The 14,409-nt window shown below is 63.6% G+C and carries 14 protein-coding genes and 1 tRNA gene; 4 read left to right on the top strand and 11 right to left on the bottom strand.

All coding sequences use genetic code 11. The annotated features are described in order from the left end of the window. Positions 1-38: 38 nt before the first annotated feature. The 3 genes from NOF55_RS10740 to NOF55_RS10730 all read right to left on the bottom strand — a co-directional run bounded on the left by NOF55_RS10740 (position 39) and on the right by NOF55_RS10730 (position 1,925). Positions 39-123 (bottom strand) — tRNA-Leu (locus NOF55_RS10740). A 123-nt stretch (positions 124-246) separates the two neighbouring features. Then, positions 247-810: a GDYXXLXY domain-containing protein gene (locus tag NOF55_RS10735; protein WP_306411367.1), complete on the bottom strand. Its 564-nt coding sequence runs from the start codon at positions 808-810 to the stop codon at positions 247-249. Positions 811-824: 14 nt separating this feature from the next. Next, complete coding sequence (locus NOF55_RS10730) at positions 825-1,925, bottom strand: DUF2157 domain-containing protein (RefSeq protein WP_306411366.1); 1,101 nt, start codon at positions 1,923-1,925, stop codon at positions 825-827. A gap of 1,058 nt (positions 1,926-2,983) precedes the next feature. On the opposite strand from NOF55_RS10730, the gene NOF55_RS10725 reads away from it, so the two are divergent. The 3 genes from NOF55_RS10725 to trmFO all read left to right on the top strand — a co-directional run bounded on the left by NOF55_RS10725 (position 2,984) and on the right by trmFO (position 5,137). Then, a complete protein-coding gene (locus tag NOF55_RS10725; RefSeq protein WP_306411365.1) occupies positions 2,984-3,130 on the top strand; it encodes a DUF1127 domain-containing protein in 147 nt (48 codons plus the stop codon). A 308-nt stretch (positions 3,131-3,438) separates the two neighbouring features. Continuing rightward, complete coding sequence (locus NOF55_RS10720; RefSeq protein ID WP_306411364.1) at positions 3,439-3,582, top strand: DUF1127 domain-containing protein; 144 nt, start codon at positions 3,439-3,441, stop codon at positions 3,580-3,582. A 142-nt stretch (positions 3,583-3,724) separates the two neighbouring features. Continuing rightward, complete coding sequence (trmFO, locus tag NOF55_RS10715) at positions 3,725-5,137, top strand: methylenetetrahydrofolate--tRNA-(uracil(54)-C(5))-methyltransferase (FADH(2)-oxidizing) TrmFO (RefSeq protein WP_306411363.1); 1,413 nt, start codon at positions 3,725-3,727, stop codon at positions 5,135-5,137. A 12-nt stretch (positions 5,138-5,149) separates the two neighbouring features. Here the strand turns inward: trmFO and NOF55_RS10710 are convergent, their stop codons facing one another. The 5 genes from NOF55_RS10710 to yajC all read right to left on the bottom strand — a co-directional run bounded on the left by NOF55_RS10710 (position 5,150) and on the right by yajC (position 10,024). Next, positions 5,150-5,608 (bottom strand): hypothetical protein, encoded by a 459-nt coding sequence (locus NOF55_RS10710; RefSeq protein ID WP_306411362.1) that lies wholly within the window; start codon positions 5,606-5,608, stop codon positions 5,150-5,152. 95 nt (positions 5,609-5,703) lie between these two features. Then, positions 5,704-6,567: a phytoene/squalene synthase family protein gene (locus NOF55_RS10705; RefSeq protein ID WP_306411361.1), complete on the bottom strand. Its 864-nt coding sequence runs from the start codon at positions 6,565-6,567 to the stop codon at positions 5,704-5,706. 21 nt (positions 6,568-6,588) lie between these two features. Next, on the bottom strand, positions 6,589-6,966 hold the full coding sequence (locus tag NOF55_RS10700) for an Mth938-like domain-containing protein (RefSeq protein WP_306411360.1): 378 nt from the start codon (positions 6,964-6,966) through the stop codon (positions 6,589-6,591). A gap of 15 nt (positions 6,967-6,981) precedes the next feature. Beyond that, positions 6,982-9,540: a protein translocase subunit SecDF gene (secDF, locus tag NOF55_RS10695; RefSeq protein ID WP_306411359.1), complete on the bottom strand. Its 2,559-nt coding sequence runs from the start codon at positions 9,538-9,540 to the stop codon at positions 6,982-6,984. A 130-nt stretch (positions 9,541-9,670) separates the two neighbouring features. Further along, a complete protein-coding gene (gene yajC, locus NOF55_RS10690) occupies positions 9,671-10,024 on the bottom strand; it encodes a preprotein translocase subunit YajC (protein ID WP_306411358.1) in 354 nt (117 codons plus the stop codon). Positions 10,025-10,288: 264 nt separating this feature from the next. Here yajC and NOF55_RS10685 point away from each other — a divergent pair, with 264 nt between their 5' ends. Then, a complete protein-coding gene (locus NOF55_RS10685) occupies positions 10,289-11,158 on the top strand; it encodes an ATP-binding protein (protein ID WP_306411357.1) in 870 nt (289 codons plus the stop codon). Between the two features lie 83 nt (positions 11,159-11,241). Here the strand turns inward: NOF55_RS10685 and NOF55_RS10680 are convergent, their stop codons facing one another. From NOF55_RS10680 to surE, 3 genes are all read right to left on the bottom strand, one after another. Then, positions 11,242-12,834 (bottom strand): peptidoglycan DD-metalloendopeptidase family protein, encoded by a 1,593-nt coding sequence (locus NOF55_RS10680; protein ID WP_306411356.1) that lies wholly within the window; start codon positions 12,832-12,834, stop codon positions 11,242-11,244. Positions 12,835-12,981: 147 nt separating this feature from the next. Continuing rightward, entirely contained in the window at positions 12,982-13,623 is a 642-nt protein-coding gene (locus NOF55_RS10675) for a protein-L-isoaspartate(D-aspartate) O-methyltransferase (protein WP_370868969.1), read from the bottom strand. A gap of 8 nt (positions 13,624-13,631) precedes the next feature. Then, positions 13,632-14,405, bottom strand: coding sequence for a 5'/3'-nucleotidase SurE (surE, locus tag NOF55_RS10670; protein WP_306411354.1), 774 nt, complete (start codon positions 14,403-14,405; stop codon positions 13,632-13,634). Positions 14,406-14,409: the final 4 nt, after the last annotated feature.

Here is a 14,409-nt window from a genome sequence, read left to right as displayed (position 1 = left end):
GACCCAAGTGGCCTTCCGCCATCACGTCGCATCGCTTCTGGTGCGGGTAGAGAGACTTGAACTCCCACGCCTTGCGGCACCAGAACCTAAATCTGGCGTGTCTACCAATTTCACCATACCCGCGCCCGCAAAGCGGCACCGTGGAACGCAAGCCCTTCCGGAGCGCGCGTCTCTATACCATCCGTTTCCAGCGGCGCAAAGGAAAAATGAGGCTTTTGCGACAAGGCTGCAACAGTGGTGCCGCACTCAATAGAGCGGTTCCTCGTAAAGCGGCTCGCCATCCTGAAGCAGCGCCCGGATACGGGCGACACCGTCCTTCGAAACGCGCGCGGCAACGCTGATGCGCCCGTCATTGCGAGCGTTCTCGATCGCCTTGCCCTCACCTTCCGGCACATAATAGCGCTCGATGCCGTAGCTGGCCAGGATGAAGCCTCCGGGTGGCCTGCTCCCGACCCTGCCGGCGATTCCCTTCAGCACCACCGACCCCTCCTGCGCGGCCAGCGGCTGGAAAGACGCCTCGCTGACGGACCAGAACCCGCCTGCCCCCGGCACGAGCCTGACGTAAATCGTGTGGCGTCCCCGCTCCGCAGGCCACGGCCCGACGATGCTGGCCGACATGACGCGGCCTATCGTATAGTTGAGAGTCACATAATCGCCGCGCAGCAGATCGCGCGGATCGACCGGCGCCGTCTCCAGACGGATCTCGGTGCCGTCGCGCAGGACCGCGGCGCGGCTGGCAACGACATGGAAAAGAACCGCGCTTTGCAGGAGGGCGACGAAGACCGCCGCCGGGATCAGAAAGCGGGACATGAAACGAAGATCCTTCACGGGGAGGTCCTCTTCCTTGGTCCGGCAAGACGCTTTTCGAGGCGCACGATGGCGAAGGCCAGCGCCCCGGCCACCAGCGCCGCGACGAGGAAGAAGCCCGACGTGCCGAGAATGCTGCCAACGGTTTCCATCCAGAGATAAAAGACGATGGCGCCGATCATGGCATAGCACAGCCACCGGACGCCGCCATGCTCGCTGCCGGCGAGCGCCAGCGCTGCAACCGAAAGACCAAGCCCGACGACGGCCGCGCCGACCAGCCCGCCGCCTTGCAGACTGATATGCAGAAGGAACAGGCCGATCGCGCTCAGGACGAGCGCATAGATCATCGGCGCGCCGCCGAGCGCCTCGCCGCAACGGGCAAAAGGCGACCCCTTTAACGCCAGCGCGGTGAAAATCGCAAAGCCGAGCGCGACGAACACGGCCGCGACGAAGACCGTGTCGTTTTCGCCGTAAAGCCAGACGGCCCAGCCGATGAGAAGCAGGAAGGAGAAATGCGCCACCTTTTCCTGACCGCTCAGCCAGGCGAGAAGAGCCATCGCAACGGCCAGAGCCGGCGGAACCCACAGATTTCCGGAGGTGATCGTCCCGCCGGATACATCGATGAGCGACCAGCACAGCGCCATCGACACGAAACCGGCGGCAACCGCGACCGCGCCGGACCGGAAGAGAACCGAGGTCAGCGCCGCGGCCAGAAACCAGACCGTGAACATCGAAACCATGTCGCCGGAGATATGGTACATCTGCCCGGCCAGCGACAGTCCGCCGCCGAAGCACGCGGTTCCCAAAAGCAGGGCCGCCGTGCCCAGGGTGGTTCGCCCCGCCCTGATGAACAGCGCCCCCGCCAGATGGGTGGCCCAGATCAGCGCGACGACGGCGCCGAGCCGCACGATGCGCGGTATGAGTTCCCAGTTTGCCGAGACCAACAGAAGAAAGGCGACGCACAGAAATATTCCCGCCAGCACCAGAAGCACCTGCGCGATGCCGATACGGCTGGCGCGACTGTCCAGGTCCCTGGCCAGCACCGCCGCGGTTTCCGGCGGCAGCAATCCGGCATCCGCCCATTCGGAAAGCTGCCGCTTTACTCTCTTTACATACATGGTCGTCACTCCGGGCATTGCGGCACCGGTTATCGCATGCGACTTCAGGGAACTCAACGCACACCTGCCCGGCCGTTCGGGCCGCCCGGCCAGGGACCATGCAAGCCATGCACGATGCACATGCCTTCCATGTCCACATTGCACTGTTTTTTTACACAGACACTCCTTATGTTGACATTATGCAAGAGCGTTAAAGGGAAGCGTCCAAACCCGGTCAACGTCGCATGAGAGCCGAGAGATCGGCCTGTTTATGAATTGATGCCACTCGATGGCATGGAGTTTCGAAGTCGCGCGCTCCTCCTCCCTGCGCTGCTTCGATATGGCTGGCAAGGCTTCTCCTCCTCCCAAGCCGCCAGCCCCTACAAATGACGCCCACCGGATCTCCTCCCCCGGTGGGCGTTATTTTTTATTAACCATTTGTTTACGTACCATTTTCGCGGAGCCAAGCATTCGGTGCCCGCTTAAGCTGGCGCAACCGATCCTCGTTCCGGCCTCCTCTCCCTCCCGTCATACCTCCCGAAACCGGCAGCCTGCATTCGGACGTATCCGGGAAGACAGGTCACAAAGCGGGCCGGATGCCGTCCTTTCCATCGCGATATGCCTCGACGGAGAGCGGTGCCCCTTTCCCTTTTTGACGAAAGCCAACGGCGCTGCCGGCGGGCAGTTCTCCCCCTTGGGACAAATTGACGCATTTCCAAGGTCTTACCGTCATTTCGACATGGAGTTAAACTCGTTTCGGTCAAATCGGGCCCGGCTTGAGGCCGCTTCAGCCCGCATTTGCGTGTGGCAGGATGCGGAATACGCTCCATTTGCACAAATCGTCGCCACTTCCCTGCCACAGACCGCCCACACATGCGCAAATCGCATAGGTGCCATACGTCTTCCCATCTAACGGAAATCAACGAAAGGCGTATATTCGGGGCCATAGAGATTGAGGCGTTTCCAAACCGATCCAGCGTCCGCACAGATCCTCCCAAGACTGCGAGAAACCTGGCGAAGAAACGGAGCGCCCCAGGCCGCGATGAACGCGGCGGGCAAGCAAAAGAAGAGGCAAGACAATGAACATCGCAAACAAGCTCCGTTACTGGCGCACCTACCGTCGTACCGTTTCCGAACTCCAGGGCATGACCGACCGTCAGCTCAGCGATCTCGGCATCGGCCGTTCGGAAATCAACCGCATCGCCCGTCAGGCCGCAGCCGCCTGACCGATCCGGTCCGGCGACGGATACGGCTCGACAAATCGATTGAAATGAAAAAAGCGCGGCTTCTCAGCCGCGCTTTTTCGTGTATAGGTGATGTGGTTATATTTTCGCCATACACATTAAGACACGCCGATTTTTCCGCATATATTTTCATCAAAGGCTACAATATGGGCTATTCACTGCACAAATGCATGGCAGTGGCCTATAATTTGCACTCCAAGTCCTCGTCTCTCTGGCCTATATACGGGTCAACCACCGGTTACGAATAACCGGCTGAACAGAATTCAAAAAGAGACTGCGAGGAAACACCCATGAACCCGATCCATATCGCCAAGAAGTGGCTTGCCTATCGCCGCACGATGAACGAACTCGGCGGTCTGTCCAATCAGGCCCTTAACGATATCGGCCTGACCCGCTACGACATCCGCGACATCGCGGCCCGCGTATACCGCTAATCGCTCTTCGCGCGACGAAAAGCGGCGATGATGATCGAAGGCCGCGCATCCTGACGGGTGCGCGGCCTTCCGCTGTTTTCGCCTGCGGCCGATGCCGGTCTGCCGGTTTCCATTCGCCGCGCTTTGCGATATGGAACCGGGCATGACGAACGCAAGCTCCTATTCCCCCATCCACATTATCGGCGGCGGCCTGGCCGGCAGCGAGGCCGCGTGGCAGATCGCCAGCGCGGATGTGCCCGTTATTCTTCACGAAATGCGCGGCGTGCGCCCGACCGAGGCGCACCGCACCGATGGGCTGGCGGAACTGGTCTGTTCCAACTCGTTTCGCTCCGACGATGCCACCTCGAATGCGGTCGGCGTCATTCATGCCGAAATGCGGCTGGCCGGCTCGCTGATCATGGCGTGCGCCGACAGGAGCCAGGTGCCGGCGGGCGGCGCGCTCGCCGTCGACCGCGAAGGCTTCTCGAACGCCGTCACGCAGGCGATCCACGATCACCCGCTGATCACGGTGGTTCGCGAGGAAGTCTCCGCGCTTCCTCCCCGGGACTGGGATCTCGCCATCGTCGCCACCGGGCCGCTGACCTCGCCGGATCTCGCCGCAGCCATCCAGAACGAGACGGGCGAGGATTCGCTGGCCTTCTTCGACGCCATAGCGCCGATCGTCCATCGCGACAGCATCGACATGGATATTTGCTGGTACCAGTCGCGCTACGACAAGGTGGGGCCGGGCGGAACCGGCAAGGACTACATCAACTGTCCGCTGGACGAGGCGCAGTACAACGCTTTCATCGACGCGCTGATCGCCGGCGATACGGTCGGTTTTCATGAATGGGAAGGCACGCCCTATTTCGACGGCTGCCTGCCGATCGAGATCATGGCGGCCAGAGGCCGCGAAACCCTGCGCCACGGGCCGATGAAGCCGATGGGGCTGACGAACGCCCACAACCCGGCGGTCAAGCCCTATGCGGTCGTACAGCTTCGGCAGGACAATGCCCTCGGCACGCTTTACAATATGGTCGGCTTCCAGACGAAGCTGAAGTACGGGGCACAGGCCGAAATCTTCCGGATGATTCCCGGTCTTCAGAACGCCGAGTTCGCCCGCCTCGGCGGCCTCCACCGCAACACCTATATCCAGTCGCCGCTGCTGCTTGACCGGTCGCTCACCCTGAAATCGCGCCCCGGCCTGCGTTTCGCCGGGCAGATCACCGGCTGCGAAGGCTATGTCGAAAGCGCGTCCATCGGCCTTCTGGCCGGACGATTCGCAGCCGCCGAACGGAAGGGCGAAGCCGTCCTGCTTCCGCCGGCCACCACGGCGCTCGGCTCGCTGCTCGGCCATATCACCGGCGGCCACCTCGTCAGCGACGAGGAGCCGGGCAAGCGTTCCTTCCAGCCGATGAACATCAATTTCGGCCTGTTTCCCGAACTGGAGCCGGGCGCCATCGTCAAGCCGGAGGGTGTGAAGCGCTTTCGCGGCAAGGAAAAGGCGCAGGCCAAGCGCCGGCTGATCGCGGAGCGCGCCTTGACCGATTGCGCCGCTTGGCTCGGCCGCACGTAGCGGCCGGCGGGCTTATGCCCGCTCCGCGGACGGGGCGGGTTCCTCCCGGTCTTCCGGATGCACGTAGTTTTCCAGAAGCCAGAGAGACACCTCGGCCGCCTCGGGGGCCGATGCGAATTCGAATGTGCCGCTATAGGGCGGATCGTCGGTGAAATCGACGGCGAAGCCGCGCCCGTTTTCCAGCGGCTGCACGCGCACCGCCCCCGGCGCGATCAGTCGGCAGGCATAGTGTCCACCCCTCACCTTGCGCATGAAACCGGCCCTGTTGTCGAACAGGCGCACGAAGACGGCGGCTCCCTCGTTGGTGAAATGAAGGCTGCGAATCGCCTCGTTCGGAAAGGCGCGGCCGAAATCGAGAAGGGCGAGGCCAATATCGTTCTTGCCCTCGTCATCGTTGTGCGCCAGACGGCTCGAATAGAAAGCCAGAAGAATGAGGAGAACCCCGATGATAGACCAGCTCAAGATATCCATGATCTTCCCTCCAGCCGTTGCCGTCATGCACAACCCTGAGGGGCGCACATTCGTTCCCCTTATCAGGCGAGGCTTGCGCGAACATCGCGCGACGCTCAGAACCGGCGCGTGAAAGCGGCAAGCGCCATGCGCATCTGCCGGCGCCATTGCGGCGGTTGCAGCGTTTTTTCGAAAAGGCCGGCGCCCGCCTTCATTGCCCGGTCCAGAACCGGGGCGGCAAGTGACACCGGCAGGAAGGCCGGGAAGACGGATGGCTGAATGGCGCCCGCGGCGCGCGCCTTCGCCAGATGCTCCCGCCCCAGCCCGGCGAACGCCTCGATGGCCGCCGAAATACGCGGCAGGTCCTTGCCCTCCAGAAACTGGTCGCGGTCGAGGCCGGTGGCGGTGAGGATGTCCAGCGGCAGGTAGAGCTGGCCCCGCCGGCGATGCTGCGGCATCAGCAGGATAAGCCCGGCGACGGTCTGCGCGACGCCGGCATGTCCGGCCGCCTCGGCCGTTGCCTTCGCCGTCTCGGGATCGAGAATCAGGCTGGCCAGCTGGATCAGGGTCGAAGCCGTATGCCCGGCATAGGCTTCCAGCTCGACGCGATTGGCGACCGGATCGTCGTAGAGATCGAAAATGCGCGTCTCGATCATCTCCGTCAGCGGCGCGACCGGCAGACGATGTCGCGCGACCGCGCCCAGAAGGCCTGCCGCAAGCGGGTTCGCCTCGCTCGATCCGTGCGGATTGCCCTCGATGAGGTCGCGCCACCACTGCATGCGCACCTCACCCGGCAGAGGCTCATGCACGAGGTCGCGGACGCGCGCGAGTTCGGCATTGAAGGTATAAAGCGCGGCAAGGTCGGCGCGCTTGTCCTCGGGAGAGAGCAGGCAGGCGAGATAGCGGTCGCGATCCGTCTCGCGAAGCGTATCGAGGCAGATCTGGCCGACCGAGGGCGTTTCGGCACTGGCGTCGCTCATCGCTCGCTCTCCGGAAAACAATCAGACGGCAATCAGCGCAGCCGCAACGGCACGGGATTCCGCCAGCAGGATATTGTAGGTGCGGACCGCCGCCCCGGTGTTCATGGGATCGCAGACGATACCGCGTTCGCGCAGGCCGGCCCGCAGGTCCGGCGGAATGAACCGCATCTCCCTGCCGGTGCCGATCAGGAGAACCTCGATGCTGCCCTCCTTCTCGGCCAGAACCCTGGCGAAAAGATCGAGCGTCAGTGCGCTTTCCTCGGTCGCTTCCCAGCCGTGGATGCCGGAGGGCAGACACAGAAGCGAGCCGCGATGCGACATGTCCGCGAAGCGGAAGCCGCCATTGCCATAGGCATCGATGGGCGAACTTCCCGGAAAATGAGCCTTGCGAAGTTCCATCCTCTGGGCCTCCCGTCAGGCGCTGGCCTTGGAAGCCACGCCTTCCTTTTCGCTCTTTTCCTCTTCCTTGTCGAAGATATCCGGACGCAGGCGGAACGAGATCAGCAGGGGACCGGCAATGTAGATCGACGAGAACACGCCGACCAGAACACCGAACAGCATGGCCAGCGTAAAGGAGGCGATGACCTCTCCGCCGAAGAAATACAGGGCGCACAAGGCCAGCAGCGTCGTCAGGCCCGTCAGCACCGTGCGTGACATGGTCTGGTTGATCGAGGCGTCGATCAGCACCGGAAGCGGCATCTTCTTGTAACGTCGTAAATTCTCGCGCACGCGGTCGTAGACCACGATCGTGTCGTTCAGCGAATAGCCCACCACCGTCAGGATCGCCGCGATGCTGGTGAGGTTGAACTCCATGCCGGTGAAGATGAAAAGGCCTAATGTGAGGATCACATCGTGCAGGGTCGCGATGATCGCGCCGACGGCGAACTGCCATTCGAAACGAACCCAGATGTAGACGAGAATGGCCAGCATCGAGGCGATGACGCCAATGGTTGCGCTTCGCGTCAACTCTCCGGAAACGGCAGGACCGACAACCTCGACACGACGGAATTCATACTGGTCCGCCAGTTCGCCGCGCACCATCGACAGCGCCGACTGCTCGGCATTGTCGCCGCCATCCTGGGTCGGAACGCGGATCAGCGCCGTCTGACTGTCGCCGAAGCCCTGCGCCTGAATCTCGCCGATGTTCAACTGGCTCAGCCTGCTTCGGATCTCGGCCAGATCGGCCTCGCCCTGCTTCGCCCGCACCTCGATGATCGAGCCGCCCCTGAAATCGATACCGAGATTGAGGCCGATCGTGCCGAATCCAACGACCGCGGCCACGCACAGCGTCGCCGCCAGTGCGAACACATATCGCCGGATCGACATGAAGCGAACGTTCTGGGCGTCGAAGATGCCGGTGCGGATGCTTTTCGGCAGGTGCTTCGGGCGGTATCGCCTGACCCACGCGGCAATCAGCCAGCGGGTCATGGTGAAGGCCGTGAAGATCGTCGTGATGACCCCGACCGACAGGGTGACGGCAAAGCCGCGAACGGGGCCGGAACCGAGATAGAACAGGACCACGGCGGCGATCAGCGTCGTCAGGTTGGCGTCGATGATCGTCGCGAAGGCGCGCGAGAAGCCGGAATCGATGGCCTGCAACAGCGGCCGGCCCGACCTCACCTCCTCGCGGATTCGTTCGTAGACGAGCACGTTGGAATCGACGGCCATGCCCATCGTCAGGACGATGCCCGCGATGCCGGGAAGGGTCAGCGTCGACCCGATCAGCGTCAGGACGGCCAGGATCATGATCACGTTGGCGGCAAGCGCTATGTTGGCCATGATGCCGAAGCTTCCGTAGAAGATCAGCATGAAGGCCACGACGCCGACGGCGCCGATAATGCTCGCCATCACCCCGTCACGGATCGAATCCGCGCCAACGCCCGGGCCGACGGTCCGTTCCTCGACCACCGTCAGCGTGGCGGGCAAGGCGCCGGCTCGAAGCAGAACGGCGAGATCGTTGGCGCCCTGAACGGAGAAATTGCCGGAAATCTGGCCCGAACCGCCGATGATGGGTTCGCGGATCACCGGGGCGGAAATGACCTGGTTGTCGAGAATGATGGCGAAGGGCCGCCCGACATTCTGCTGCGTGGCCTGCGCGAAACGCTGGGCGCCGCGCGAATCGAAGCGGAAGGTCACGACCGGTTCGTTGTTCTGCTGGTTGAAGCTCGCCTGCGCATCGACGAGGTTTTCGCCCGAAACCAGAACGCGCCGCTCGATCAGATAGGGGATGGCGGGGTCGTCGGTCGAATAGAGCACTTCCGAGGTCGCCGGAGGACGCGAGTTGATCGCATCCGTCGCCGACATGCTCACGTCCACCATGCGGAACGTCAGCTTGGCGGTCTGGTTCAGGAGGGATTTCAGCCGCTCCGGGTCCTGAAGACCGGGAACCTGAACGATGATGCGGTCCGTGCCCTGCCGCTGGATCAGCGGTTCGGTCGTGCCGAGTTCGTCGACGCGGCGGCGCACCACCTCGATGGACTGGCCGACGGCCGACGACATGCGATAGTCGATGCCCTGGTCCGTCAGCACCAGACGAATGACGCTGCTGCCGTCGTCGCTCAGCGTCAGTTCCGTCACGGAACCGGCCATGAGCGCGCCGCCGCTGACCGGCTCCGTCAGCGGCTGCAACGCGGCGCGCGCCGCCTGAAGCTGTGCCGGATCGGTGATGCGGACCTGCACGGTCTGGCCGGAGCCGGAAAGGCCGCTATAGCGGACATTGGCGTCGCGCAGCGTCGTGCGGACATCGCCGACCACCGTCTCTAGCCGTTCCCTGACGATATCGCCGCGCTCGATCTTGAGCATGATGTGCGAACCGCCCTGAAGGTCGAGGCCGAGCGTCACCTTCTTGTGCGGCACCCACGAGGGCAAGGCTTCCAGCTGTTCGTCGCTGAAAAGGTTGGGAGCGGCGATAAACGCGGCAACCGCAACGGCAAACCAGATCAGAAAGGTCTTCCAGCGGGAAAAATACAGCATGAAGCTCTCGACATTCGGGTTCGGCCCCGACGACACGGGACGGCATTGACACTACCCGCCAGCCACGCTTGTGCATGCCCGCCGGGCCGATCACTCTCGTGCGAACGGGAAGCCGCAGCTTCCCGCAGATTCAGGACTTCACAGGCGCTTCGGTATTGACCGGCTCCCCCTTCACGCGCACTTCGGCGACGAAATTGCGCACGGCACGGACACGCACACCCTCGGCGATTTCAACTTCCAGTTCCTTGTCGTCGATCACCTTCGTCACCTTGCCGACAACGCCGCTGCCCAGAACGACCTGGTCACCGCGGCGGATGTTGGAAAGCGTTTCCGTGCGCTTCTTCATCTGCTGGCGCTGCGGACGGATAAGAAGAAAATACCACACCACCATCAGCGGTGCGAACAACAGGAGCATTTCAAGGCCGGAGCCCATTGCGGAAGAACCGCCCGCCGCGTCCTGTGCGAATGCCTCAGTAATGAACATCAAAAACTCCTCGGATTACCGTGCTTATAAGGAACCGCCCGGTTTCAAGCCGCCGGAATATAATGGCGAGGGGGGTGATTGCAACAGCAAGTGCCCGGAATCCCGGCATTTCCGCGGGTTATTACATAATTGTGTGAGCAAAATCCGCGAACCGGAAGCCGAAACGGGCGATGCGAACGGATCGATGCCGCACCGACCTTGACCCAAGCGCCCCTGCCCGCCATCACAAGGGCCGGAATGCGTGACGAAAAGGGAGAAATACCGATGGGGTCCAAGAAGCTCAACGCCCTGCTGGAGGAGGTCCGCCGGCTGGCCGAAGCCGTCGAAAGATTATCGGGGCCGAAGCCGGTGGAAACGGACTGGACATCCGCCGACTGTTTCGTCTGGTCGCCAGCGCGGCTGGAACTGACGCCCGTCGCCCGCCCGAACCGCATCGCCCTCGCACTCATTCGCGGCGTAGACCACGTGCGGGACATCCTGCACGAGAACACGCTTCGATTCGCCGAGGGATTCGCCGCCAACAACGTGCTGCTCTGGGGCGCGCGGGGCATGGGAAAATCCTCGCTCGTCAAGGCCGTCCACGAGGACGTCCGCGCGCAGACGGGCTCGGTGCTGAAACTGGTCGAAGTCCACCGTGAGGACATCGACACGCTTCCCGACCTCCTGCCGGTCCTGCGTGCCGCACCCGCCCGCATCATCCTGTTCTGCGACGACCTTTCCTTCGACCATGACGACACCTCCTACAAGTCTCTGAAGGCGGCGCTCGACGGCGGCATCGAGGGGCGTCCGGAAAACGTCGTGTTCTATGCGACGTCCAACCGCCGTCATCTGCTGCCGCGCCACATGATGGAAAACGAGCAATCGACCGCCATCAATCCCTCCGAGGCGGTCGAGGAAAAGGTCTCTCTTTCGGACCGTTTCGGCCTGTGGCTCGGTTTCCACAAGTGCAGCCAGGAGGATTATCTGCTGATGATCGATTCCTACGCCGCCTATTTCGGTCTGGAGACGGAGCGCGAGACACTCCACGCGCAGGCGCTGGAATGGGCGACGACGCGCGGCGGCCGCTCGGGCCGCGTCGCATGGCAATTCATTCAGGACGCCGCCGGTCGGGAAAAGAAGACGCTCTCGTCCTGATCGCCATCCGCCAGATACAGGAAAGCCCGGCCGAAGCCGGGCTTTCCTTCTCCCGATACGCGCTACAAGGTCGGGAAATTCTTCTATTCGAGGAAGGTCGAGGGATTGACCGGGGATGCATCCTTGCGCACTTCGAAATGAAGCTGGGGACGGGTCGCGTTGCCGCTCATGCCGGACGCGGCGATCGTCTGGCCGCGCTGCACTTTCTGGCCGCGCTGCACGTTGAGCGTGGACGCATTGCCGTAGACCGTGACCTTGCCGTCGTCGTGGCGGATCAGAACGGTATTGCCCAGTTCCTTCAGGCCGTTGCCGGCATAGATCACGACGCCGTTCTCGGCCGCCTTGACCGGCGTGCCCTCCGGAACGGAGATGGCGATGCCGTCCGAGCGCTTGCCCGCCACATTGTCGCCGAAGCGCGTCACGACCGCGCCGTTCACCGGCCAGCGATACCGTTCGATACCGGTGCCTGCCGGGGCCGCTGCCGTCACTTCCGACTTCTTCTCGACATCCTCGACGCTTTGCGTGGCGACCGGCGGCTTGTAGGGAGACGGCGTGCTGGCGGTTTCCGCCGGCTGCGGCCTGGCGGCAGCCTGTTGCGACCTGGTGTCGGCAGGCGCTGCCCCGGCTGCGGTCGCAGCCTGCGGCACCGATGCCGTCCTGACATTGTCGGCGGCGGCTTGCGCATTCGCACCGGACGGCAGCTTGAGTGCCTGGCCGATACGGATATGTCCGTCGGTGATGCCATTGGCGGCCTTGAGGTCAGCGACCGAAGTATTGGTGGCGCGGGCGATCTTCGTCAGCGTATCGCCCTGCTTCACCACATAGGCATCGCCCTGCGGCTTGCCGGCGCCGGGCGTCGCCTTGGAGGTGGCGGCGGTGGTCGTCGCCTGGGACTTGTCGCGCAGCTGAGGGGCGTTCGGAATGACCGCCGCCTTCTGGCCGGGCTGATCGGGAAGCTGCGGCCGGTTGTCGTTCACCGGCAGATCGCCGGTGCTGGCAGCGGCGCGCGCGGCGTTGACATTGGTGCTGAAGGTCGGGATCAGGATCGTCTGGCCCGGACGTGCGGCGGAGCCGGACGAAAGGCCGTTCGCCGCCAGGATTTCCTTCTCGGGCACGCCGTACCGGTTCGACAGCGCGGCGATGCTCTCTCCCTGGCGCAGCGTCACGGACGGCGCGTTCTCGGTCGACCAGCCGTTCGACAGGCGCTGGCGGACCGTGCCCGTGGGCATCGGATCGGCCGCAGCCGGGACTTGCGGCGGAAGCGGCTGGGCCATCGTCTGGCTTCGCGTCGCCGGATCGGCCGGCGGTTCGAGCGAAGCGCGCTCGACGGCCACGGGGCGCGAGGCAGAGCGGGCGGAAGACGAAGCCACGCCGTTGTTATAGACGGGAGCGCTCTCGACCGGATAGGTCGGCGCAGCCGGCCCGGCAGCCGCATAACCGCCGCCGGCATAGCCGCCATTGGCGACATCCGCCCTCGGGACGGGAACGGAACCGTTGATCTCCTGCCCGCGTGCGGGAATGGAAGCGGTCGTGAGATTATCCGTCTTCGAGAAGAGCCCGCCCCCGGCAAAGCGGGAAACGTCGGAGCTACAGCCGGTAGCCGCGCTGGCCAGAAGCGCAGCGCCCGCGAAACGGACGACAGACTTGGCGATATTCGGCACTGATTTCTTACGCATGACTCAACCCGCACTGACGCAATTCATGTGCCGATGATTAAAGCGCGTTAGTGTTACCACGCCGTTAAAGCGCCTGCGGGCAGTCAAAAGTTTTTAACCATGCAGCCACCCGTTCCGGACCAGCCGCCGGAAACGCGGACATTCCCCTCAGAGATAAGCGGCAGTGTGGGGCACGAGCGGCAGATAGGGAGCGGAAAAAAGGTCCTCGCGCTCGAATCGGCTGCCGGTCTTGGTCAGGCGAACCATGATGCAGTTTTCACTATCCGTCATCAGCGGCACGATGAGCGAGCCGCCGGCGACGAGCTGATCGGCGTAGAAACGCGGCACCGCCTGGAATGCGGCCGTCACCAGAATACGGTCGAACGTGCCCTCGCCGCTCAGGCCGGCCGAGCCGTCGGCCTGCCGCAGGATCACGTTGCGGATCGACAGCGCCTCCATGCGTGCCTGCGCGGCGGTGATGAGCGACTTGTAGCGGTCGATGGAAATCACACGTTCGGCCAGCCGGCCGATCACGGCGGCGGTGAAGCCGCTGCCCGTTCCGACCTCCAGAACGCGATGGCCCGGCCTGATCTGGAGCGCATCAAGCAGCCGCACGGCCAGATCGGCCCCTTCCATGAAGGAGCCGCAGTCGATCGGGATGGTCCGCGACGAATAGGCATCGGCTGCGAATTGCGGCGGCACGAAATGCGAGCGCGGCGTCTGCTCCACCGCCGTCAGGACGTCGAGACTGGACACGCCGCTCGCCCGCAGCCGGAGCACCAGCGCGGCGAATCCCTCCTTTTCGGCCATTCCCTGCCTCAATCCCCGCCTCCGAAGCCAAGCGCCTGCGCCACGCGGTCCTGCACGGTGTAGTCGGTCATGTCGAGCTTGAGCGGCGTAACCGAAATCTTGTTGTCCTGAATGGCCTTGAGGTCCGTGCCATCACGGAACCTGCTGCCCCGGTCCCCGAAACGCAGCCAGTAATAGGGAAAGCCGCGGCCGTCCCGGCGCTCATCGACTTCGAGGCCGAAGTCGAGCTTGCCTTGCGATGTCACCTCCACGCCCTGCACCTCGGCCGGAGCGCAACGCGGGAAATTCACGTTCAGAAACGTGCCGGGCGGAAGCTCCACGCCGACGAGCCGTTGCAAAAGCTTCGGAGCCAGCGTCTCCGCCACCTCCCAGGACACGACCCGTTCGCCATTCGCGTAATCATAAAGCTGGCTCAGGGCAATCGAGCGGACGCCCTGCAAGGTGCCCTCGATGGCGCCGGCAACCGTGCCGGAATAGGTCACGTCATCCGCCATGTTGCCGCCGGCATTCACGCCGGACAGCACGAGATCCGGCTTTTCCGGCAGGATTTCCCTGACCGCCATGATGACGCAATCCGTCGGCGTGCCGCGCAGCGCATAGCGCTTCTCGCCCGCCTTGCGCAGCCGCAACGGCTCCGAAAGCGTCAGCGAATGCGCAAGCCCGCTCTGGTCCGTCTCGGGCGCGACGACCCAGACGTCATCCGACAGGGAGCGGGCGATGCGTTCCAGCACCGCCAGTCCCTCGGCGTGAATGCCGTCGTCGTTCGTCAGCAGAATGCGCATGGCC

The organism is Ectorhizobium quercum (assembly GCF_026552795.1).
In the GTDB taxonomy this organism is placed as follows: Bacteria; Pseudomonadota; Alphaproteobacteria; order Rhizobiales; family Rhizobiaceae; genus Ectorhizobium; species Ectorhizobium quercum.
The sequence above is the reverse complement of the archived record's forward strand: the minus strand, read 5'-3'. Positions and strand labels throughout refer to the sequence as shown.